This is a genomic window from Affinundibacterium baiyunense, assembly GCF_018139645.1.
GTDB lineage: Bacteria > Pseudomonadota > Gammaproteobacteria > Burkholderiales > Burkholderiaceae_D > Undibacterium > Undibacterium baiyunense.
In genome coordinates this window covers 21956-44417 of record NZ_JAGSPM010000004.1, presented here as the reverse complement: position 1 = coordinate 44417, position 22462 = coordinate 21956, and the positions used below count along the sequence as shown (strand labels likewise).

The 22462-nt window shown below is 43.6% G+C and carries 18 protein-coding genes; 11 read left to right on the top strand and 7 right to left on the bottom strand.

The genetic code is table 11. From position 1 onward, the window contains the following. Positions 1–571: 571 nt before the first annotated feature. A complete protein-coding gene (locus tag KDM92_RS07780; protein ID WP_212683823.1) occupies positions 572–1396 on the top strand; it encodes a DUF2189 domain-containing protein in 825 nt (274 codons plus the stop codon). Between the two features lie 119 nt (positions 1397–1515). Here KDM92_RS07780 and KDM92_RS07775 read toward each other — a convergent pair whose 3' ends face one another. Beyond that, the gene (locus KDM92_RS07775) at positions 1516–4848 is read right to left on the bottom strand and encodes a S41 family peptidase (protein WP_212683822.1); all 3333 of its coding nucleotides are present in this window, start codon (positions 4846–4848) and stop codon (positions 1516–1518) included. A 248-nt stretch (positions 4849–5096) separates the two neighbouring features. On the opposite strand from KDM92_RS07775, the gene KDM92_RS07770 reads away from it, so the two are divergent. Next, positions 5097–5891, top strand: a complete 795-nt coding sequence (locus KDM92_RS07770) for a substrate-binding periplasmic protein (protein WP_212683821.1) — start codon at positions 5097–5099, stop codon at positions 5889–5891. A 121-nt stretch (positions 5892–6012) separates the two neighbouring features. Here KDM92_RS07770 and rsgA read toward each other — a convergent pair whose 3' ends face one another. The 3 genes from rsgA to KDM92_RS07755 all read right to left on the bottom strand — a co-directional run bounded on the left by rsgA (position 6013) and on the right by KDM92_RS07755 (position 8641). Continuing rightward, complete coding sequence (gene rsgA, locus KDM92_RS07765; protein ID WP_212683820.1) at positions 6013–6951, bottom strand: ribosome small subunit-dependent GTPase A; 939 nt, start codon at positions 6949–6951, stop codon at positions 6013–6015. 8 nt (positions 6952–6959) lie between these two features. Next, entirely contained in the window at positions 6960–7307 is a 348-nt protein-coding gene (locus tag KDM92_RS07760; RefSeq protein ID WP_212683819.1) for a 4a-hydroxytetrahydrobiopterin dehydratase, read from the bottom strand. A gap of 62 nt (positions 7308–7369) precedes the next feature. Next, positions 7370–8641 carry a M48 family metallopeptidase gene (locus KDM92_RS07755; RefSeq protein ID WP_212683818.1) on the bottom strand — a complete coding sequence of 424 codons (1272 nt, stop codon included), beginning with the start codon at positions 8639–8641 and terminating at the stop codon, positions 7370–7372. A 102-nt stretch (positions 8642–8743) separates the two neighbouring features. Here KDM92_RS07755 and orn point away from each other — a divergent pair, with 102 nt between their 5' ends. Then, on the top strand, positions 8744–9349 hold the full coding sequence (gene orn / locus KDM92_RS07750; RefSeq protein ID WP_189344737.1) for an oligoribonuclease: 606 nt from the start codon (positions 8744–8746) through the stop codon (positions 9347–9349). Between the two features lie 244 nt (positions 9350–9593). After that, positions 9594–9923 (top strand): hypothetical protein, encoded by a 330-nt coding sequence (locus KDM92_RS07745; protein ID WP_212683817.1) that lies wholly within the window; start codon positions 9594–9596, stop codon positions 9921–9923. A 138-nt stretch (positions 9924–10061) separates the two neighbouring features. Here KDM92_RS07745 and KDM92_RS07740 read toward each other — a convergent pair whose 3' ends face one another. Then, the gene (locus KDM92_RS07740; RefSeq protein WP_189344736.1) at positions 10062–10418 is read right to left on the bottom strand and encodes an FKBP-type peptidyl-prolyl cis-trans isomerase; all 357 of its coding nucleotides are present in this window, start codon (positions 10416–10418) and stop codon (positions 10062–10064) included. Between the two features lie 148 nt (positions 10419–10566). Here KDM92_RS07740 and KDM92_RS07735 point away from each other — a divergent pair, with 148 nt between their 5' ends. Genes KDM92_RS07735 through KDM92_RS07725 form a run of 3 tightly spaced genes read left to right on the top strand, consistent with a single transcriptional unit; the run spans position 10567 to position 13609 of the window. After that, the gene (locus KDM92_RS07735; protein ID WP_212683816.1) at positions 10567–11433 is read left to right on the top strand and encodes an EI24 domain-containing protein; all 867 of its coding nucleotides are present in this window, start codon (positions 10567–10569) and stop codon (positions 11431–11433) included. Positions 11434–11442: 9 nt separating this feature from the next. Further along, positions 11443–12234, top strand: a complete 792-nt coding sequence (locus KDM92_RS07730) for a competence/damage-inducible protein A (protein ID WP_212683815.1) — start codon at positions 11443–11445, stop codon at positions 12232–12234. Positions 12235–12289: 55 nt separating this feature from the next. Further along, complete coding sequence (locus tag KDM92_RS07725) at positions 12290–13609, top strand: TAXI family TRAP transporter solute-binding subunit (RefSeq protein WP_212683814.1); 1320 nt, start codon at positions 12290–12292, stop codon at positions 13607–13609. 737 nt (positions 13610–14346) lie between these two features. Here the strand turns inward: KDM92_RS07725 and KDM92_RS07720 are convergent. Beyond that, entirely contained in the window at positions 14347–14562 is a 216-nt protein-coding gene (locus KDM92_RS07720; RefSeq protein ID WP_212683813.1) for a DUF3820 family protein, read from the bottom strand. A 122-nt stretch (positions 14563–14684) separates the two neighbouring features. Between KDM92_RS07720 and KDM92_RS07715 the strand changes: the two genes are divergently transcribed. Together KDM92_RS07715 and KDM92_RS07710 are read left to right on the top strand one after the other, a co-directional pair. Then, positions 14685–16397, top strand: a complete 1713-nt coding sequence (locus tag KDM92_RS07715; protein ID WP_230408235.1) for a M14 family zinc carboxypeptidase — start codon at positions 14685–14687, stop codon at positions 16395–16397. Between the two features lies 1 nt (position 16398). Then, positions 16399–16590, top strand: coding sequence for a hypothetical protein (locus tag KDM92_RS07710; RefSeq protein WP_212683812.1), 192 nt, complete (start codon positions 16399–16401; stop codon positions 16588–16590). Positions 16591–16626: 36 nt separating this feature from the next. Here the strand turns inward: KDM92_RS07710 and KDM92_RS07705 are convergent, their stop codons facing one another. Beyond that, positions 16627–20637 (bottom strand): two-component regulator propeller domain-containing protein, encoded by a 4011-nt coding sequence (locus tag KDM92_RS07705; RefSeq protein ID WP_212683811.1) that lies wholly within the window; start codon positions 20635–20637, stop codon positions 16627–16629. Positions 20638–21077: 440 nt separating this feature from the next. Here KDM92_RS07705 and KDM92_RS07700 point away from each other — a divergent pair, with 440 nt between their 5' ends. Together KDM92_RS07700 and KDM92_RS07695 are read left to right on the top strand one after the other, a co-directional pair. Continuing rightward, positions 21078–21464 carry a hypothetical protein gene (locus KDM92_RS07700; RefSeq protein ID WP_189344729.1) on the top strand — a complete coding sequence of 129 codons (387 nt, stop codon included), beginning with the start codon at positions 21078–21080 and terminating at the stop codon, positions 21462–21464. A gap of 202 nt (positions 21465–21666) precedes the next feature. After that, positions 21667–22446 (top strand): metallopeptidase domain-containing protein, encoded by a 780-nt coding sequence (locus tag KDM92_RS07695; protein ID WP_212683810.1) that lies wholly within the window; start codon positions 21667–21669, stop codon positions 22444–22446. Positions 22447–22462 lie beyond the last annotated feature (16 nt).

The window sequence follows — 22462 nt, the reverse complement described above, 5'->3', positions numbered from 1 at the left end:
GTTAAAAATTAGAATTCGCTCGATATCGAGAAGTGTAGATGAGCTGCCGACAATTCGAAAATTTCTGCGACGTAAGTGTTACTTTATAACGCGAACCGCATGAAATTTGCCGTAAATAACTTTGGACTACTAGTTTGGGTGAAATTTCACCAAAATTTTCTACAAAGTGTTGTTCATTTCGAATGTTAACCGACTGTGGCGCTTGCGACATGAATATAAACTCGCTTAGCATGACAGCTAGTGATTTGATTTTGGTCAAGGACTAGGGCCTGTTAACGTTTAAATCGGGAGATGCGTTCAAGCCAAAAGGTGGGATGGCAAGGCGTAGTTCGCCGCCGAGGCAGGTGCCTCGGCAAGAGCTACAACGCTGTCCATCGCGCGTTTTGGCTTGAACCCTTCGGGAATGGGAAAAACGGGCACATGGCGTTGTTGCAAGTCGCTTACAGTGCTCGCACTGCCGCGCGCCTTGACGCCTAGCCCTGTGCACGTTTTTCCACATTCGCACTCCCAATTTAAATGTTAACAGGCCCTAGCAAACCACATCAAAAAAATTAAAAAATCTGGAGACATTATGAGTGATTCAACAAGCGGGCGCGATGGTGACAGCGCAGCGCCCGATATTCGTATGGTAATTGATCAGAAGAGTGCGTTCCCGCCTGTTGCGCGTTTGGGTGCTTTTCGCGCATTTCATTGGCTTTATTTAGGCTGGCAAGATTTTCGTGCAGAACCGATGGCGGGCCTCTTTTATGGTGTTTGCTTTGCCGTCATGGGCGGTATTTTAAAACTCACTTTAGCCAATGCGCCGCAGTATTTGTCGGCATTAACTTGTGGTTTTTTATTGGTAGGTCCGCTGTTGGCCTTAGGTTTGTATGATGTTAGCCGTCGGATTGAGAATTTGCGCTCTGGCATGTTGGGCAGCGCATTTTCTATGCGCGGTCGTTGGAGCAATATTGGTACTTTTGCCGTGGTGCTAGCCGTGATTATGATGGTGTGGGCACGTGCGTCCTTAGTTATTTTTGCCTTGTTCTACAACAAGGGCATGCCAACGATGGAAGGATTCTTGGCGAAATTATTCTCCTTAGAGAATCTTGAATTTTTGGTGGTGTATGCCTGTATTGGTTTTATTTTTGCGAGCATTGTATTTGCGATTAGTTGGGTATCGATTCCTTTGATGTTAGACCGAGATACTGATGCGATTACTGCGATGATCATCAGTATCGTCGCATTATTTGTGAACGTACCTCTAACGATGATTTGGGGCTTAACGATTGTCGGTTTTGTCGTAGTAGGATTTATGACGTGGAATCTGGGATTTATTATTGCGATGCCGATTATTGGGCATGCCACTTGGCATGCATATCGAGAGGTGGTTGGCCCAGCGGATCAGCGCTCTTGAAAAAATATCGGGTTTGCATAAGCTAAAACTAAAATACAAGTTGCATCTTTCTCGATAGAAATCAAAATAAAAATGGCGCAGATCTAATCATCTCTGCGCCATTTTTTATGCTATTCCGATTACTTCAATGGTGGAATCGCTTGTGGTCGTAGTGGCTTAATCGGCTGTTCTTTCAGTTTCTTCTGCAGATAATTAATCGCTGCTTCTAACTGTTTGTCTTCGCCTTTGAAGCTAGCATTCGGTGGATTGTCGACTTCAATATCAGGTGCAACGCCAACACCTTCCACCATCCAGCGGCCGTCTCTCGCATCAAATTGCGCATTCTCTGCCGCGCGTACCATCCCATTGTCCGCTAGCGTATTTCTGTCTGATAACCAAACTCCAGCGCCAGCGGTTCGTTTACCGACTAGTGGGCCAAGGTTAAGTGCTTTGACGCCAGCAGCAAAAGTTTCACCATCTGAATACGTCAGCTCATCAATCAGTACGACCAAATGACCACGGAAAGTTTGTTGCATGTTGGCGTAAGCCTGTTGCCCTGGCGGCGCCCAAAATGCCCACGCTTTACGCAAGAGTTTTTCGATGATCCAGCTATCGATATTGCCACCGTTATTGCGACGCACATCGATGATTAATCCATCGCGATCATAGTTAGCATAGAAATCGCGTGCAAAACTGGAGACATCAGCAGGGGTCATTGCTCTCAGATGCAGATAGCCAATTTTGCCATTTGATGCGCGATCCACTTTGCTAGACAAACTTTGCTCCCAGTCGCTATAGCGCAGGTTCGCTTGCTTCATCATATTGATCGGCGACACCAACATTGATTTGCTGTTGGTACCACGTTTCACCTGCAGTAATACTTGTTTGTCGGCTTGATTTAATAGCAGATCAGAAATGTCGCGCACCGTGTTCACATCTTTGCCATTGATTGCAGTGATCAAGTCACCCACTTTCACGTCAAGATCTGGATTGTCGAGCGGGGCGCGTTGCGATGGTAAATCGGGCTCGCTGCGATAGATGTGATCTATACGATAGCCTTCATTAGTCTTGCTCAGCACAGCACCAAGTCCAGCCGCTACACCATCTGGAGCAGCGCGACGGATATCGCCAGGGCGCACTTGTGAGTGCAATGAACTAACTTCACTGACCATTAATCCGAGCAGATCATTTAGCTCCGCGCGATCTGTGATACGCTCAACCAAAGGCGCGTACTTCTCACGCACTTTGACCCAATCAACACCACGCATATTCGTATCGTATAAGAAGTCACGATGCATACGCCAAGCATCGGTGAACATTTGTTTCCATTCTTGCCGTGGATTGGAGCTAAAAGTCCAATCGTCGACTTTGAGCTTGGCTTTGCTCATGTCGGGTGGTGCTTTTGCTCCAGCATCGACAACGAAGAAATCACCAGTGCCGCTACCGCTGTGCAGGAATACACGTTTCTTGTCTAAAGATAAGTCAAAATTACGTACGCCAGGCGCGAACACTTCCGCTTGTGGTGCAGTTTTCGCGATTGCCAGTGTTTTTACATGACTACGACTACGATCAACTGGATCACGCTCAAGGAAATACAAGCGTTTATCGTCAGTGACTAAGCGACGATAATTGCCAGCCGCGATGGGAACCTCATATAAACGCTCAGCTAGTCCTTGATAGACAATACTGTTTGATCTTTTTGCCGTCGTATTCTCTACTTTTTTAGATTCTTTATTGGCTTCGTTCGCATCCGTTTTGTCACTAGATTTTTCAGTAGGCTTATCGTTTGCTTTATCGTTGGCTTTATCGCCAGTTTTACTCAACTCGTCATCCGGCTTAAACGGAAAACGATTTCCTGGTTGTAAGGCTAATGCGAAAATGCCAGCACGTTTGTCAAAATAAGTGCCCATGTTACGATCGCCCCATGGCGCACCGACACCAGGTTGGAAATTGCGATTCGATAAAAAATAGAGCCATTTTCCATCGCCAGAAAAAGTTGGTGACTCTGACTCATAACGATCGGTTGTTACAAAATGCGTTTGTTTGCTGTCTAAATCGTACAAACCGATTTGATTGCGTCCTTGACTGCTATTGCCACGTACCATCGCTAAGGTTTTACTATCAGGCGACCAGACAATTTCATCGTGGGTGCCGTGACCTTCTTTCGAAGCGTCATCGATGATCGTGTTTGTTTTGGTTGCGAGTTCAAGTAACCACAGTCTGCCACGCTTGTCGGTATGTGCAATAAACTTGCCATCAGGCGAGGGCGCTAATGTGAGACGATGGGTTTCGCCGTCTTTGGTTAATTGCTCTGGTTTGCCATTGCCATTGGCGGGAAAACGCCAAATTTCATTTTCGCCACTACTGTCAGCAAAAGCATAGATATAACGATCGTCGTGCGAGAATACAGCTTCGCGTGCTCTCGCACCTTCCGGTAAAACGATGTCGACACGACGTTGATTACCGGTAGTGGCGACGGTGATTTGACCGCGCGCCGTGAACACCAATTTATCGTCTTTTGCGGCAATCTGTGTATTCGTCAAAAAGTCGAGTGGGTTTTTAATATGACGTTGGCGAGATTGGTCAAAGTCGGAAACCAAGGCGAGGTTTAATGATTTATCGTCTTGTTTATTGAGATCGAGTACGTGTAAATTGGCTCCCAATTGATACGCGATTTTGCCATCGCCTAATTGTGGATTTCTCACTTCCCAATCGCGATGCTTGGTTATGGCTTTAGCGTCGCTACCATCGAGATTGGCTGCGTAAATATTGTAGGCACCATCTCGATCACTCAAAAAATATAAGCGATTTTTCCACAGCATAGGGCGGCGGTTATTGGATTTTTCAGTCGCGAATAAATTGACGGCTTCGCTCTTTGCTTGCAGATCAAACTTCCACAATTGTGCGACCGCGCCGCCACGATACAATTTTGCATTGTCATTGCGTGTATGCAAACCAAGTCGGGTAAAAAATAAAGTTTTGCCTGCGTCATCTACTGCGGCTTCATTTGCATCAGTTACCGGGAAAATCTGACGTTGTAAATTTTTAGGGTTGATCGCCGAGATCACAGTTTGTGAAGTCGGACCCACTTGGTTTTGACTGGTAACCAATACTTCACCTTGCGCGCTCCAACCTAATACCGTGACAACGGTATTGTCGAAACTAATCCGTTTCGGTACGCCGCCTTGAATTGGCATCACATAAGCTTCTTGCGCGCCTTCATAAGTAGCCGAAAAAGCCAACCATTGACCGTCTTGTGATATTGCAGCATGCGTTTCTGCACCTAGGTGCGTTGTTAAGCGTTGCGCTGCGCCGCCATTTGTACTTGTTTTCCATAAATCTCCTTCCGCCGTGAACACAACCGTGTCCGCGCGAATTGTCGGAAATCGTGCATACGCTTGGTTATCCACCGCATAAGCGGAAGAGATCATTCCTGCGAGGGAGAGACTAAGAAATAATGGCTGGAGTTTCATAATTTTTCTTATCCAAAGGTTGAAATAAAAAGGCTCGCGCTAAGTCACTGGAGCCAAGATTTGGTCAAAGAACTCGACATCACGAGATCATATCGTTGATTTTTACAGACAGCGAGAATGTTATTTAGTTCTGCACAGATTGCGTTAAATCAGTAACTATTTGGTTATTTAAGACAAAACTGATCTTATTTTTTTGTACAAATAAAGTTTTATGTTTAAATGCTTGTAGTAAATATTGAGAGCATTTTATGCACGACAGCGCTTATTTAAGTGGCTTAAAAAAGATCATCCTAATCGCTATTGGTTTCGTCATTTATATGGCGAATCTCCAAGCTGTTTACGCGGAAGAGCAAACGCAGAGCATCAGCTTGGTCGGCGAGGATGAATGGTATCCCTACGCCGCCTATAAAGACGGTAAATTGCAAGGCTGGGCAGTGGATATCATAGAAGCTGCCTTTGCTGCCGTTGACGTGAAGGTGAATTTCAAATCGGCTCCTTATGCCAGATGTTTGATGCTGGCTGAAACTGGGCAAGAGTTAGGTTGCTTTGATAGCTTAAAAGACAGCAAACTAAGTAAGGTCTTGCTGTTTCATACTGAACCTATTTTTAAAGCAGAGATCGGAATTTATGCTTTGCAGAGCTCTACCGCGAGCAATTTACAAGTGACACATTTGCGCGGAAAGCAAGTCGGTGTGACACATGGATATACCTATACGGATGAAGTCGATACTGATCAAAGTATCAGTCGTGAGGTTGCACCAACCGACTTGTCTAATCTTAGAAAATTAGTGCGCCAACGTTCTGAGTATTCCTTGATTTACACACGCGTGGTCGACTATTTGGTGAATCGTTATCCTGAAGAATTTAGTGGAAAGATTAAGCAGGTCGGTAGTATCGGACAAAATTCTTTATACGTGAGTTTTTCACGTCAGAGAGCGGATTCGACTAAATATGCTGAGTTATTAGATCGCGGTTTGCGTAGGATTAAAAAGAATGGAATCTACGCGAAATTGGAGCAGAAATGGAGCAAGCCCGTTCCTTAATTTGGTGTTTTCTAGCTTGTCTATTTCAAACTAGAAATGACTTAAATAAAAATTTAAATCACTTCTATATTTTCTAAATGCCCTAAATTTAATCCACTGATTTACTTAGCCTAGTTGCACATCAATAGCCTATCGTCTGTGCCGCTTCATGGACGAGTTGTTTGAACAAATCATGGCGCATTTGACTAATTTCACCACGCTTAAGCGCTTCGAGAACGGTACAACCTGGCTCGGTATGATGGTGGCAGTTATAGAATTTGCAGTGGCCTAGATGTGGCTGAAATTCTGGAAAAGCGCGTTCAAGCATACCTTCGCTTAAATGATGTAAACCGAATTCTTGAAAACCTGGTGAGTCAATCACATACGTTGCTTGATCTTGATACTCCGCCATTTGAAATAGGCGAGTGAAGGTGGTGGTGTGTTTTCCGGTATCTAATGCAGCGGAAATTTCGCGTGTCGCAATTTCAGCGTCGGGGATTAAGAGATTGATGAGCGACGATTTCCCCATACCCGATTGTCCAATCAAAATGGTACGTTGCCCTTGTATGAGCGACAGCATTTTTTCGCGTGTTGCTTCGGCTTGTGCGGTGACAGATACTTCGTGTACCGGATAGCCAAGTGATGCATATAGAGCGATACGTTCTCTCGCTTTTGGTAAGCTTGTAGCCACGTCGATTTTGTTCAGAACAATATGGGCTTTGATGCCAGACGATTCAGAGGCGACTAAGGCTCGTGAAATTAGATCATCGGAAAAGCTAGGTTCGGTAGCGACGACAATGATCAATTGCGTTAAGTTCGCCGCAAGCATTTTCGACTTATATTGATCCGAGCGATAAAGCAAAGTACTGCGCGGCACGATCGTTTCAATCACGCCTTGGTTGGCAGAGGTGAGTTGGTATTCAACGATGTCACCAACGGCAACATCACTCTTTTTACCACGTGTTACGCAATGTAATTTGATACCCTTGGCTTGAACTAGATAATGCCGCCCGTGAGCGGCAATTACCGTCGCTTGCTCGGTTGGACCTGATTTTTTTTGTGCGGCGATTTTTTTTGACATGCGGTGAATCAACCGAAGGTCTGCGTAAAAATTACATCGATTTTTGCTGCACAAATGAAGTCATTTTCAGAGATGCCACCTTTTCCACCATTGACAGTATGCGTATCAAATTTGACGACACAGCGATTATAGGTGACGACTAATTCAGGATGATGGTCTTCTTCATGAATGGTGTAAGCAATCGCGTTGACGAAAGCGAGTGTTTCGTAATAATTTTTGAAGTTATAGGTTTTGACAATGCGCGGACCATCTTGTGTCCAACCTGGTGTCGCTGCAAAGTAAGTCGGCAGTTCTTGTTCTTGTAAGCCGATTTCAGTGTGCGCTGATTTTTTTGCTAAGAGATCAGAAGTTTTCATATGCGAGTTTTGATTAAGTCGTTCGGAAAATAGTTTGTTTCACGCTAATTGCAGTTAGTAAATTATGCTAGTTTCGCTTGCTGGTGCAAGTGCGCGATTCTAATAGACGCGGGTGGATGCGAGTCATAGAAAGCGGAGTGTATTGGATCAGGAGTCAGTGTTGACGCATTGTCTTCATACAATTTGACAAGCGCTGAAACTAAATCGCCTGCATTAGTGTGTTTCACTGCAAAAGCGTCTGCTTCAAACTCATGTTTACGTGAACTAATCGATGTTAATGGCGACAGTACAAATGTGAACACCGGCAAGGTCAGCATAAACAAAATTAATGCCATGGCATTGTTGGAGGACGAGAACAAAATTGGATCAACGCCTAAACCTGTAAAGAACCAAACTTGTTGTTTTAAGTATCCCAGCAGAGCTAAGAATCCAAGTGAAACAAGGAACATCACTATCATTCTTTTAATAATATGTTTGAGTTTGAAATGCCCAAGCTCATGTGCTAGTACTGCTTCGACTTCTTGTGGCGCTAATCTTGCAATGAGTGTATCGAAGAAAACGATGCGCTTGGTTTTGCCAAAGCCTGAAAAGTAAGCATTGCCGTGCGCGCTACGTTTAGAACCATCCATCACAAATAAACCGCTAGAGGCAAAGCCAACACGTTGCATCAAGCCTTCTATACGTTGACGTAAACTGTCATCCGCCAAAGGTGTAAATTTATTGAACAAAGGCGCGATCCAGGTCGGGAAAATTAGCATCATTAAGAGTTGAAAACCAGTCCACACTAACCAAGCATATAACCACCACAAATCGCCCGATTTATCCATAAGGGTGATCACTACCCAGACTAAAGGCAGACCAATCGCAGCGCCGATTAAACTGCCTTTGATTAAGTCACTGATGAATAATTTTAAATTCATTTTATTGAAGCCAAATTTTTCTTCCAACACAAATTGGCGATACAGGTCAAATGGCAAATCTAATGCGCCACTGATCAGTGCAAAGGCGGCGATTAAGCCCAGTTGATAAGTCATGCCATCGCCTAGCCAGCGATAAAGACTCAATGACATTAGTTGCAGTCCGCCGAACAGGGTAAAGCCTAACAGCACGATGACACTAAAAAATAAAGATAGAAGGCCAAACTTGGTTTTTGCGATCGTATAGTCGGCAGCCTTTTGATGTGCATCTAGTGCAATCTTTTCTTTAAATTCTGCAGGAACTTCTGCGCGATGTTTGCTGACATGACGCAGCTGGCGAGACGACAACCAGAATTGCAGGCTAACCGTGATGCCAAGAAAAACAATGAATAAAACCGAAAACGTGTATGAATTCATGGGAAAATGCTGCTTTATCAGAAAAATAGTGAAGTTAGTTATCTCAAAATTAAGCTTTTGTTTATTTTGAGAAATTAAGCAAATTAGCGTCTAGGAAGAATTATGTCACAAGAGAGCAATATCGAAGTAAATGAAACCACAACAGCAAGCGCGGTGAAACCAGCTAAGCCAAACGAGATGAATCTAATTTGGGTCGATATGGAAATGACTGGCTTAGATCCCGACAACGATAAAATTATCGAAATTGCGGTGGTTGTGACCGATATGCAGTTAAACGTATTGGCTGAAGGCCCCGTATTTGCGATTCATCAATCAGATGAAGTTTTGAATAAAATGGATGCTTGGAACAAAGGTACGCATGGTCGCTCGGGACTGATTGATCGAGTTAAAGCATCGACGATTACCGAAGCAGACGCTGAAAAGGCCTTGATTAGCTTTTTGAAAGCGTATGTTCCAGCAGGAAAATCACCGATGTGCGGTAACACAATTTGCCAAGATCGTCGCTTTATGTTCCGCGGTATGCCAAAGTTGGAGGAGTTTTTCCATTATCGAAATCTCGATGTGTCGACCTTGAAAGAATTGTGTCGTCGCTGGAAGCCAGCCTTAGCAAGTGGCTTTAAAAAACATCAAAAACATACTGCCTTAGCTGACATCATCGAATCCATTGAGGAATTGAAATACTATCGCGAGCACTTTATCAAGGAGTAGTCGATCGCGTCTTGATCGTTTGTTGGTGCCGTTGCATTCGCCGTAGCCTGGTTGTCATTGTATTAAGTTAAGGAAAGTTTGTGCTGAGCGCTAATTGCTAATCATAAATTGCTATTCATTAAATGCATTTTACTTTTATTAAATAGATACACTTTCTATACGCTTTGAGAAGTATTTGTTTAATTTAAGAATAATTTGATATGTATAGTGATGATTCTTTTTTGTTATTTTTTAGGAGGAATCAATGACTAGCAAGCGCGTAAAAACCAGTGTACTGATGACAGCTTTGGTGCTGTCATTGTCAGCATGTAATACGATTGCGACAAAAACAAATATGCTCTCAGATGACGATGTAAAGACGAAGACTGCAGGTGCCTTAGGCGTGCAGCCAAATGATGTCGTGGTAGTGAATAAACACGTCGATGGCACCAATACTTATGTCGCAGTTAAAGCAAATGGCGGTGAATATAATTGCGTGATCAATGGTGGTAATTTGCTGAGTTTTGGCATGACGAATCCACCAACATGCGCCAAAAAAGGAACGCCTTTAAATAGTAGTAGTCCGTTTAAATAATCAGCGCGATTGCTCATCAAATTTAGCGATGTTTAGGCATCTTCTCTAAGTTGCACATGATTGAATCTGTAATCTTTAAGTAAAAATGGCTGCTTCTCGTAAAAGAAGCAGCCATTTTTTATGTTAGTGAGCGAGAGTTTATACGCCCAGTAATTCAACTTCAAAAATTAAAGTTGCGTTTGGTGGAATCACGCCGCCTGCACCGCGTGGTCCGTAGCCTAGGGCGGATGGAATCGTTAGTAAGCGAGTCCCGCCAACTTTCATTCCTTGTACGCCTTCATCCCAACCTTTAATTACTTGACCAGCGCCAAGTGCAAATTCAAATGGCTGGCCGCGGTCTTTGCTTGAATCAAATTTTTTGCCGGCGCTACCGTCTGGGTTTTGCAACCAGCCTGTGTAATGTACTTCGACGTTTTTACCAGCAGTGGCTTCCGCGCCGCTACCTTCGACTTTATCTTCGTATTGCAGACCGCTGACAGTAGTTATAGAAGACATAATTGATCCTTGAATAAGAGTAATGAAAAATAGGTGGCGCAATTGTAGATCAAAAGCCTAGGTCTTTGTATCTTTGTGCATGTGTCTATATTGTTAATGCAAGGTAGAATACCTGTCTGTGTTGTCCTCTGTTTATAAAGGTAATTGCATGAATTTATCCGCACTGATGCGATCTTGGGCGCAAGCTTTTGCGACGCAGTTTCGCTTCAAAATAATCTTGTTGAGCATAATTCCATTGATTATTTCTCTATTGCTGTGGGGGGGATTAATGGCTTGGCGTTTGCAAGCGGTGATTGACTTTTTTCAATCCTATTTTGCGGCAAACGAGGCCTATTCGAGTGCAGCACAGGTGTTGAATTCACTGGGTTTATTGGCATTAAAAACCGTGGTGATTCCCTTATTGGCGATGTGGGTGCTGCTACCTGTAGTGATCATTAGCAATTTACTGTTTATCGGCGTCTTGATTATGCCAGTCATTTCTAAACACGTAGGAGAAAGAGATTTTCCCTCATTAGAAAAACGATATGGTGCTTCATTTTTACGCAGCTTTGGCTTTTCATTGGGCTCGGTTTTTCTATTTGTGTTGGGCTGGGTAATCACTTTGCCACTGATTTTTATCCCACCAATTTATGTCTTTGTGCAGCCCTTACTGTGGGGATGGTTAACCTACCGTGTCATGAGCTATGATGCATTGGCGATGTTTGCCGAGCCAGAAGAACGTCAACAAATTGTGTCGAAACATCGCGGTTCGCTTTTATTAATTGGTTTGATTGCCGGGTGGTTTAGTTCTTTGCCATCCATGCTATGGCTGGGAAGTGCGATTTCTGTGGCGCATTTATTTTTCTTCCCTATCATCGCCAGCATGGCTATTTGGGTTTATCTCTTGATTTTTATTTTTACTGGCTTGTGGTACCAACATTTTTGTTTGCGTGCACTACAAGACTTACGTCAAGCATCTGCACCAGATATGAGGCTAGCGGTTGGTATTAATGCACAAAATAATTCACAGGTTTAGGAGTATGTGATGGGAATTGGTTTAATTATTATTGGCGATGAAATTCTTTCTGGCAAAAGGATAGATCAACATTTACCTAAAGTGATTGAGATTCTGAAGGAACGTGGCTTGAGCTTGGATTGGGCTGAATATGTTGGCGATGATCGCGTTCGAATCACCAATCTACTCAAGCGTAGCTTCGCCAGCGGTGATATTGTTTTTAGTACCGGTGGGATTGGTGCGACGCCTGACGATCATACTCGCCAGTGTGCGGCAGCAGCTTTGGGATTGCCGATAGTCTTGCATCCAGAAGCAAAGAAACTTATTCAAGAGCGCATTACCGAAATGCATGTAGGATCTGAACATGCGCTTGATCTCAGTAGCCCCGACAATTTGCATCGATTGAAAATGGGCGAGTTTCCTGAAGGTGCCGATATTATCCCTAATCCATTCAATAAAATTCCTGGCTTTGCCATACAGCAGCACTATTTTGTGCCAGGGTTTCCAGTAATGGCGTGGCCGATGATAGCTTGGGTGTTGGATACACACTACGCACATCTATTTCATCAACAGGCCTCTGATGAAAAAGCGGTATTAGTATTCGAAGTTGCAGAATCCTTATTAACGCCGATGATGGAAGAACTTGAATCGCGTTATCCATTAATCAAAGTGTTTAGTTTGCCCAGTGTTGGAACTGACACAATGCGACGACATATTGAGTTAGGCGTTAAAGGCGATCCAACGCAAGTGCAATTAGCATTTGCAGACATGTTGCAAGGTTTAGATCAATTTCAATCAGAGTACCAAAAACTAGGGTCGTGAAATCGCTTGGATCAATCGGATCAAATGGATCATATCAACTTGGTTTTTATAAACGATGCCTAAAATTAAATTTACGCTGATTTCTACCAAAGATGCCTTGATTGCATTTGGCCCGATTGCGCTGATGATTATTGCCGTGATACTGGCAGCATATTATGTGGTTGACCCTGCACCGGGTAGAACATTGGACTTTAGTGCGGGTCAGGAAAATAGCGCTTACGAACGCTTTGCAAAGCAGTATGCAGATGAATTAGCGCAGAACCAAATTACCTTGCGTATTCACAAATCGCAAGGATCGCAAGAAAATCTTCAACACATCGCTGACTTAGATTCAAAGATTGACATTGGCTTTGTGCAGAGTGGCTCAACCACAGAGAAAGATGCCCAAGAAAAAGGTTTGATTTCTTTAGGTAGTTTATTTTATGAACCGATCTGGATATTTTATCGAGGTAAAAAAGAAGTCACGAGCTTAGCCGAGTTCAAAGCTAAGCGTGTGAATGTTGGCCCTGATGGATTTGGCGTGCGACGTTTATTTCAACAGCTATTGTCGGTGAATAATCTGGATGAAAATCAATTAGAGATACATCAATTGGAGAGCACACCAGCGACCGTTGCATTTGTAAATGAACAGATCGATGTGTTGGTAATGAGTTCGGCATCGGATTCACAATTGATTCAAATGCTATTACAAACGCCAGGTGTCAAGTTATTTGATTTCGTACAGGCAGAAGCATATACCCGTCGATTTCCATTCTTGTCGCATGTGGTGCTGCCACGTGGCATTGTCGATATGGGAAGAGATATTCCTTCACGCGATTATCATTTGATTTCACCGACCGCGACCTTGGTCGCGCATGAAAGTTTGCATCCAGCTTTAATCAGTTTGTTTTTGCAAGCTGCCAAGAAAATTCATGGTGGCGCAAATTGGTTTAGTAAGCAGGGCGAATTTCCATCTGATCGGTACACCGAAATTACAGTAGAGCCGCAGGCTGAAAAATTTTATAAGAGTGGACCTCCATTTTTGCAGCGATATCTGAGTTTTTGGATGTCGAATTTCTTGGAGCGTATGTGGGTCTTGTTCATCGCCTTTGGAGCATTGGCGTTACCACTATCGAAAATTATTCCTCCGTTATATGTATGGCGTGTGCGCTCGCGTATCTATCGCTGGTATGGGCAATTGCGCTCGGTAGAACATGCGCTAGATGAAGCATCGCCTGAGCAAAGGCAACAAATCGCGCAACAGCAATTACAAAGGCTCAATGAAATCGAAAATAAAGTGAATCATATTTCTATTCCTTTAGCTTATGCGGAAGAGCTATATGGCTTGCGAAGCCATATACAATTTGTCCGTAAGCGCGTTCAGAATGGTGTTTGAGCGAATATTATTTGCAGCGAAAAAATTGCAAATAAGTTGGAAGTAAGTCGCAAATAAGTTGGAAGAGAGCTGTGAGGTTGCGGCGAAGGTGCTGCTAAGATGTAGCTATAAGGCTACTGTGACGCTACTATCTCGCCACGATATGCAGATTAGAAATTCTATTGATTTCTATTTAATAAACCCCATCAGTACAGAGACACACGAAATTACAAGACGGAGGGGAGTATCTTGTTTTTTCACAGGTAGGTGTGTGTCTCTGTACATCAGTGGTTCTTTATGATCAGTCAAAGAGCTATCAAAAATGGGTGCGACCTATCTTGTTACTTGTTGCAATCGTCGGCTTAAAGCTTATGCAACAAGATTCACATTCAAACATATTCGCTGAGCTAAGACTGTCGGCATTTCGTTAAGTTCTATGTAAATTGTCTTAAATTTGTAATTTACTTTTAGTGCTTATTTCTTGTGCGTATTTCTCGTGCTTATTTTTATTGCTTGCTCCTAGTGTTTAGTTACAAACTTCGGCATGAATTCATACTTGATCATGTGAAGCGCACAAAGTTTGTTACTGGAGAGGGAGTGTCTTCAGTTCAGCCTTAGAAAACCAAAAATAGTTATTAGGGATAGGCAGATGAGATTGAGGGTATTGTTAACTAATACTTTTCCTGATTTTTGAACTTTTTTACGTAGTTGGCATTTTGCTTAATAGCGGCAATGGTATTCACCTTATTCGTGGCTTCTCATTTATTGTTCCTCAGTGGTGTCAGTAATTCACGTAAATTATTGTGATCAATTTCATACATCAGTTCTAACAGCCTGCCGATTTCGCCATGCGGAAATCCTTCACGAGCAAACCATCCTAAATAGTGGCCAGGTAAGTCCGCGAGTAGGCGACCTTGAAATTTACCGTAAGGCATCGTTTTTGTGACTAAAGAAATTAAATCATCGGTTTGCATAGTTTTTGATCGACATGTGGCTGCCTTCGTTTGGTTGGATGGTCTTGATTACATGAAAAATTCTGGAGGGTCGATGCTACAATCGCAGCCCATCTCGCTCATTTTATCGAATACTCAATCTCATGAATATGCCAATACATCCTGCCAATTCATCTTATCCAACGCCTTATGAACTAGGGAATCAAAATCAAACAAGCACATGGGATGCTTGTATTGCGTTTTATGAGAAATTAGCCAAGGACTTTCCACAGGTTTTACATTTTTCGCAAATTGGCGTTTCCGATAACGGCATTCCTATGCATGCAGGCGTAATCACTGCGGATGCTGTATTTGATCGCGAAACTTTAAAAGCGGCAGGGCGTCCCATCTTTTTTAATAACAATGGCATTCATCCCGGCGAACCTGAGGGAATCGATGCTTGCATGGCCTTGGTACGTGATTTTTGTACTCAGCCTGAGCGTCTCGCTGCTTTGGGGAAAACGGTATTCTTGTTTATTCCTATTTATAACGTTGATGGATGTTTAAACCGTCAAAATACTTCGCGCGTCAATCAAGATGGACCGGAAATGTTTGGTTTCCGCGCAAACGCCCGCAATCTTGATTTGAACCGTGATTTTGTGAAGTGTGATAGCTTGGCTGCGCAAGTGTTCAATCGATTCTTTACCGTGTGGGATCCCGATGTGATGGTTGATACCCACACTTCAAATGGTGCAGACTACAGCTACACAATGACCTTGATTCAAACTCAGGCAGATAAACTCGGCGATGGTTTAGGGCCATTTTTGAGAGAAACCATGCTGCCAGAAATTTACGCGCAGATGGAACAGCGAGGTTGGCCGACTTGCCCATATGTGAATCCGGTGAAAGTGACTCCCGACGATGGGATTGAAGATTTTTTAGAAGTGCCGCGTTTCTCCACAGGATTTGCCGCATTACATCACACTATTGGTTTCATGCCAGAAACGCATATGCTAAAACCATATGCTGATCGCTATGATTCGATGCGGGCATTGGTTGAAGTGGTGTTAGATTTCACTATTGCGCGTGCCGCTCAGATTCAAAATTTGCGACTAGAAGCCAAGCAAAATGCAGCGCAGAAAAAAGAGTGGCCTGTCACATGGAGGGCGGATCATTCTCGTCCATCACGCTTCCGTTTTAAAGGCTATCAGGCAGTGTATAGCCCGAGTAAGATCGGGAATTACATGCGTTTATCCTATGACCGTAATCAAGCATGGGAAAAAGATATCGAGTACTTTGATCACTTCGTCGAAGATGTTGTGGTGAAAACACCGAAAGCGTATTTGATTTCACAAGCATGGCGTGAAGTGATTGAGCGTCTACAATGGAATGGTATCGTGTTGGAAAAGCTCAGCGAAGATCGCAGTATGCAGGTTCAGGCTTATCATATTGTGGATGTGCAATCGCGTGCAAATGCTTATGAAGGACATATGTTTCATGATGCGATGGAATTGTCGGTGACTACGCAGACAATCAATGCCAGAGCTGGAGATTATTTGTTATCGCTAAATCAGCCGAATGCGCGTTATGCGGTCGAGACTTTAGAGCCACAAGCGCATGACAGTTTTTTCCGTTGGGGATTCTTTAATAGTGTCTTAGAGAAGAAAGAAGCATTCTCTGACTACGTATTTGAAGATAGTGCCTATGAGATGTTGCAGACGGAACCTGAGTTAGCTGAGAAGTTCGCGGTTTGGAAAGCCGCTAATCCCTCATTATTAGATAATCAGGAAGCTGTATTGAGTTTTATCTTCGCCAATGGCAAGCGCTTCCACGAACCTGAGTGGCGTCGCTATCCTATTTATTCTATCCTTGAGTGAGATGACGATAGTTTTTTATGAGTTCACGCAGCAACCCAGATATTGGGTTGCGCATGATGAAGATGGTTACTGGTTAGTGCCAGCACGCGAACAGGGTTGGCACGACCGCTTACCATTTGTCGGACATGCGACGAATTTAATTCCTCTAATCGACTTTGATGGTATTGATCTTGGTTTGCCTGCGCTTAGTTAGTCCTTCGTAATAACTTAGCTAGTGCTCAGTTATTTTTTAGTTTGTGATTTGCGGTGCGACTAGCGGAAGCTCTATGACAAAGCATGCACCTTCATGCTCTTTGCTATGCACAGCGATGTTGCCGCCTAAAATCGAATGCACGATGTTATAGCTAATATGCAAACCTAGACCGCTGCCACCTTGTCCTAATCGTGTAGTGAAAAAGGGCTCAAAAATACGTTTGAGATTTTTCTGTGGGATGCCCTTACCATTGTCGCGGCACTGAATCACAACTAAGGATTTATTTGCCAATTCGGCGGTGATGACGATGCGCCCCGGCTCACCTGAATCGAATCCGTGCACTATCGCATTAATGATCAGATTACTTAAAACTTGTCCTAATGATCCGGGATAACTATCGATCAAAATACCGGGTTCGATATTGACTTCTAATTGATGTCCCTCGCGCCGAATTCGCGCAGCGAGGGTTCTCGCAAGTTCTTCACATATTTTCGCCAGATCAAATCGTCGGCGTTGATTTGAAGTCTGATCCGCCGATATTTGTTTGAAGCTTGCTACTAATTGGGCAGAGGTATCTAAATTTCTTACGATAATATCGACTGCTTCCGTCGAGTTTCGACAGAATCTTTCCATCTCTGAGCGCTTTAAATTGCCGCTCTGTATTGTTTGGATAAACTCATCATTTTTTTCTTTGAGCGCGCTCGCCACCAGTAAACTATTGCCTATCGGTGTATTTAACTCATGTGCAACACCGGCGACGATAGAACCCAAGGCCGCGAGTTTTTCCTGTTCGACCAGTTTTGATTGGGTTAATTTCACTCGCTCGTATGCACGCGCTTTATCAAGTGCCACTGCGGCATAAGCCCCCAAGGTTCGAAGCATGTCGAGATGAGTTGAATCATAAGCGTAAGGACGCGCACTTAATACTGTGATTACACCGATGACTTGTTCGTCGATCAGCATCGGTACGTATAAGCCTGAATTCGTACGCGTTACTTCTGAGTTGTCGATGCGCTGGTTGTAGACGGAATCTTGAAGTGTGTGATTGACGACGGTATTGTTGTATTCAAACTGCCCAATGTTCAATTCTTCCGCTTGCAAAATACATTGTGCTGCGGGTTGATTTACATCGTCTAAGTGTCGGTAATAGCGTTTGGTTGGTACGCCACGGTCTAGTACGTTGTCGAAGCTGACGATACGCTGATCCCAGTCGACCATGCCGATGCCATAAACATCGGCGTCCATTAATTTTGAGACATGCGTATAAAACACTTTTTGAATTGCTTCGATGTCTAGGGATGCGCTAATTTCTCTACCAATTTCACTTAATAGCGTAATGTCGTGTCGCGCTTTATCTGCGATTTCACGTTCTTGTTCGGCAATTTCCTTTTCTCTGCGTAATTGTTCTTTCTGCACTTGTACTTCTTGCGTGCGTAAATTAACTTGCTGCTCTAGTTGGTCACGCGCACGTTTTAAGAAGCCAACACGAAACCGATAGAACCAAATAAACAGGGCAGAGATACTCAGAGTTAAGAGCGAAATAAACCACCAACTTTTCCAAAATGGTGGAAAAACTTTGATCTTTAATGTCAGCGCTGTTTCGTTCCAATCACCGGTTGAACTCGCTGCTTTTACTTTGAGCGTGTAATTTCCTTGATCCAAATTGGTATAGGTCGCGAGTGCCTCGCCGGGTTTGCCGTAAATCCATTCGTTATCAAAGCCTTCTAGCTGCCAGGCATAACGATTTTGTTTGTGGTCATAAAATTGCAAAGCGGAGAATTCAAAACTAATCATGCTGTACTTGGGTGAGAGTCTAATTTCCTTAGCTTCATGTATCAGCGTGTTTACACCAATTTCTGCTAGATTATGCTGGTGGGTATCAACCAGCTTTGGCGATACATAATTGTTTTGCTGGGTTTGCTGAATTTGTTTATCCGCTACGCTTAAATTCTTGAGCGAGCGGTTGAACACCAGAATGTCGGACAACACGACTTGCACTAGCGATTGATTGTCCTGTAACTCTTGAGGATGAAATGCAATCAAGCCCCATGCTCCAAAGAATAAGCGGCCGTCCTTTGCTTTTGTGCTGGCGCCAAAATTAAAACTACCCGTCACAGGTCCATTGAAATTGCTGTAAACACGCGCACTTATCGCATTGATCGATAATTTCACTAGACCCTTTTCTGCTCCTAACCATAAATTTCCAACGGCATCCTCTTGTATGCTGATGACCCAGCCGGCAGGCATGCCCTTGATCTTGTTCCAAGGCTTTAATTGCCACTGATCTTGATGTTGGTTTAGCTGAAATAATCCAGTCGAGGTGCCAACCCAAATGCGACCTGCTGAATCTTGGTGCAAGCCGTAAATTGATAGCGAGTTTGGATTTTTTAGTTCACTATTGGAACGAATCGCCTGTATAAACTGTTGCTTCCCAGCGTCCCATAATTGCAGGCCTCCTTTGGTGCCGATCCAGATTCTTCCTTCTTTGTCTTCCAATAAGCAATCGACGGTGTCATGACTCAAAGCTCCAGTTTGATTTGGATTGGCTTTGTAGGTCGTCACTTGTAGACTAGGCGAAATTCGATACAAACCATTACCACTGCCGGCCCATGTATCACCATGTCGATCGATGATGATGGAACTGATTGATCCTGCACTAGGACTACTTGGCGACAATGGAATTTTTTGTGAACGTTTGATCAGCGGATCAAATAGAGTTAAGCCGTCATCACCACCAAGCCACAGTCGACGCTCAGTTTCTAAGTGTAAGGCCTTCATAAAGCGCAGGCCTGTTTGTGTGCTAGTGAAATGCTGCGCCTCGCCGGTCTCAAGATCTAAATAGTTGAGTGCTCCACCATAACTGGCGACCCAAGCCTTGCCAGTGCGGTCCACATCAATCGACATCACATTATTATTGCTTAGACTGTTTTTTTCTTCGTCAAGATGGAAATAATGAGTGAAGCTTTTGCTTCGTAAATTGACTAAACTGATACCGTAACCCCAAGTGCCTACCCACAAAGTACCAGTGCGATCTTGAAATAGTGAGGCGATGGAGTTGTTGATGATGCTTGAGCTTAAGGTTGGATAGTTTTTGTACTGTTCTATCTTGATTGGTTGCTCGGTTTGATCTGAACGAATACGATAGAGGCCAATGCTGCCACCAAATCCTATCCACATTGATTTTGCTTCATCCATGAGGATCGCAAATATACGTTCTTTCGGTAAGTTGATTTGCTTGTCAATAATGTCGAGTTTCGGTTCTGGCTTGGCGATATTCCAAACTTGTAAACCTGTTTGGGTTCCCAACCACAAACGTCCCTGATTATCTAGTTGCATGAAACGTATCGATGCATCGACTCGCGCTTTGTTAGGTGTAACACTTGCCGCATCAAATTGCACATCAAGTTGTGCAGACTCGTTCAGATGAAACACTCGTGACCCCAAGGCTGCCCAAACGCCACCGCGGCCGTCACTCGCTAGCGAGCGTAGGAGGGCACCAGAATCTCCAGTCAGTTTGATGGCTGTGAATCCTTGCTGATTGGTCGCATGCGGATCAAATAAATATAGTTGATGCTGGGTCGCAATCCAAATTCTGTCATTGATATTTGAAGCCAAAGACCAAATACGTTTTTGCTGAAAAGATAGCTCGCTAGGCATTGCCACACGTTCAATTTTTTCGGTTTTTGTATCAAGTCTATCGAGACCACCAGAGGTGCCTATCCATAAATAGTTTTGATGTCCTTTTAAGATGGCCGACACCAATGGACCACTCAAACTATTTTCATCTTCAGGATTGGCTTTCCATTCGCGTGCGTGCCGACCATCAAAGCGAACTAAGCCAGTTGAGGTGCCTAACCACATCAATCCTTGTTCATCTTGAAAAATGCTTGGGACGGAGCCGTCAGATAATCCTTGTTCTTGTGAAATATGGGTGAAGCGCAAGGTTTGTTTGGAATTGGCATAGGCTTGATCTGCGCCAGTGCAGGCTAGCCAAATAGTTAGGCAGCAGATGGTGTGGAATACTCTTTGAAATCCAAGGCATTGCATGGCGATCACGACCTTTAAGATTGTGTTTCAACGCAGAGTTTGGTGAGATATTCTGATTACTAGTGATTCACTGTATTCCTGCTGTTCTGGTGCGTCAATCAAAACACATTGATGTGAAGAAAATTTTGCAACGCTTAGCGCCGCTGCATAGATAAACCAGCCAGCTTGGACTATTGCTGAAACCCTAAGGCTTATCTTTGTCTAAAAAATATCGAGGGCAATTGATGATTGTTAGTAACGACACATTTATTGATGCAGAGAAAGCTGCATAAAACGCACAATAATTGATTTTTGTCGTAAATCGAGAACAGAGTATTTGTCTGAATTTTAACTTCGAAATCTTTTTCCGAGATTTTTCTAATTAATTCTTTGCAGTGTCGTAAAAACTCACTAGAATCAAGTCGTTAGGCAAAATTGTTTGTCGAATTTAGGAGACTACTATGAAGAAAATGATTATTGGCGCGTGTTTGGGATTGGCTGTTGCAGGAAGCGCTTGCGCGATTGAAGCAGCGAAACCAGTTGATACCTCTGTAGATGGTATTTTTACTGCTTTGTCTACTAGCCGTAATTTACAAAAAACAGTTGATCAACTGATTGCAAACGGTGCGAATCATCACTCAGTAGTATCCATTGCTGCTGCAGCTGGCATTCCACAAAGCAAGATCATGAAATTGCAAGTCTGCGTGAACTCTGTATCCGCTGACTCCACAACGTTGGGCGCAACTTGCATGCGTCCAAAAACAGTCATGACAGCATACGAAAGTGGTTTGAATGATCCACTCGCTTATTTGCCAGCAACAGCAGCGGGTAAGAAAGCTAAAAAATAATTTTTCATCAGAAAAATAAACAAAAAAGCAGCTTCGGCTGCTTTTTTGTTTTTGTCCTTTAATTTTGATTTCAGTCTGCATCGTGATCAGGGCTTGACCAAAAGTCGGCACTGCGATCGCTGACGTCATGGTAATAAACTAGCATAGTCGCTCATCAGCCTATCAGTTACAATCATGCGCATTATTTCAAAATATTCTTTGCATGTTTAAAACGATCCGTATTTTCATTTTGTTGTTTATCTTAGCTGCCGTTAGCTATTCTGGTTATCGGGCTAAAACACAGTCCGTCGAGTGGAAATACACTTTGATGGTCAATCTGTACCCGATCAATGGAGATGGCAGCGAGATCGCAGAGGATTATATTTCTCGCTTAACGCATGATGAATTTGCGTCTATTGAACAGTTTATGCTGACCGAAGCCGAGAAGTATGGGCGTACTCAGCATGCTTCTATCCAAATTCGTCTACAAAGAAAGCTGGCAAAACGTCCTCCCGCGCCACCAGAAAACGCCAATGTATTGGAGGTGATGTGGTGGAGTTTGCAGTTTCGTTGGTGGGCTTATCGCAATGCGAAGGTGCAGGGGCCGGGAACCCAAGTACGTTTGTTTGTTCAATATTTCGATCCGCAAAGACAGCAGGTACATCATTCAACTGCCTTGCAAGAGGGCTTGATCGGTCAGGTGAATGTGTTTGCTAGTACGGAAATGCGTGAAAAAAATAATGTTGTGATTGCACACGAGTTTCTTCATACCTTGGGTGCCACGGATAAGTACGATATGAGCACCGATTTTCCGATGTTCCCAGATGGTTATGCTGAACCAGATAAGACTCCCTTACATCCGCAGCGCTTTGCTGAGATCATGGGCGGACGTTTGGCTTTAAATCAGTTTGATGCTGTCATTCCTAGCCATCTGAATCGTGTTGTGATCGGCACTAAAACCGCGCAGGAAATTCGGTTTCTCGCCAAACCAGACAGCAATTAGTGGAAGAAAATAATCT

Bases quoted from the DNA above. Each gene is read 5' to 3' on its own strand.
- KDM92_RS07780 (WP_212683823.1), top strand. From the start codon at position 572: ATGAGTGATTCAACAAGCGGGCGCGATGGTGACAGCGCAGCGCCCGAT.
- KDM92_RS07775 (WP_212683822.1), bottom strand. From the start codon at position 4,848: ATGAAACTCCAGCCATTATTTCTTAGTCTCTCCCTCGCAGGAATGATC.
- KDM92_RS07770 (WP_212683821.1), top strand. From the start codon at position 5,097: ATGCACGACAGCGCTTATTTAAGTGGCTTAAAAAAGATCATCCTAATC.
- rsgA (WP_212683820.1), bottom strand. From the start codon at position 6,951: ATGTCAAAAAAAATCGCCGCACAAAAAAAATCAGGTCCAACCGAGCAA.
- KDM92_RS07760 (WP_212683819.1), bottom strand. From the start codon at position 7,307: ATGAAAACTTCTGATCTCTTAGCAAAAAAATCAGCGCACACTGAAATC.
- KDM92_RS07755 (WP_212683818.1), bottom strand. From the start codon at position 8,641: ATGAATTCATACACGTTTTCGGTTTTATTCATTGTTTTTCTTGGCATC.
- orn (WP_189344737.1), top strand. From the start codon at position 8,744: ATGTCACAAGAGAGCAATATCGAAGTAAATGAAACCACAACAGCAAGC.
- KDM92_RS07745 (WP_212683817.1), top strand. From the start codon at position 9,594: ATGACTAGCAAGCGCGTAAAAACCAGTGTACTGATGACAGCTTTGGTG.
- KDM92_RS07740 (WP_189344736.1), bottom strand. From the start codon at position 10,418: ATGTCTTCTATAACTACTGTCAGCGGTCTGCAATACGAAGATAAAGTC.
- KDM92_RS07735 (WP_212683816.1), top strand. From the start codon at position 10,567: ATGAATTTATCCGCACTGATGCGATCTTGGGCGCAAGCTTTTGCGACG.
- KDM92_RS07730 (WP_212683815.1), top strand. From the start codon at position 11,443: ATGGGAATTGGTTTAATTATTATTGGCGATGAAATTCTTTCTGGCAAA.
- KDM92_RS07725 (WP_212683814.1), top strand. From the start codon at position 12,290: ATGCCTAAAATTAAATTTACGCTGATTTCTACCAAAGATGCCTTGATT.
- KDM92_RS07720 (WP_212683813.1), bottom strand. From the start codon at position 14,562: ATGCAAACCGATGATTTAATTTCTTTAGTCACAAAAACGATGCCTTAC.
- KDM92_RS07715 (WP_230408235.1), top strand. From the start codon at position 14,685: ATGAATATGCCAATACATCCTGCCAATTCATCTTATCCAACGCCTTAT.
- KDM92_RS07710 (WP_212683812.1), top strand. From the start codon at position 16,399: ATGACGATAGTTTTTTATGAGTTCACGCAGCAACCCAGATATTGGGTT.
- KDM92_RS07705 (WP_212683811.1), bottom strand. From the start codon at position 20,637: ATGCAATGCCTTGGATTTCAAAGAGTATTCCACACCATCTGCTGCCTA.
- KDM92_RS07700 (WP_189344729.1), top strand. From the start codon at position 21,078: ATGAAGAAAATGATTATTGGCGCGTGTTTGGGATTGGCTGTTGCAGGA.
- KDM92_RS07695 (WP_212683810.1), top strand. From the start codon at position 21,667: ATGTTTAAAACGATCCGTATTTTCATTTTGTTGTTTATCTTAGCTGCC.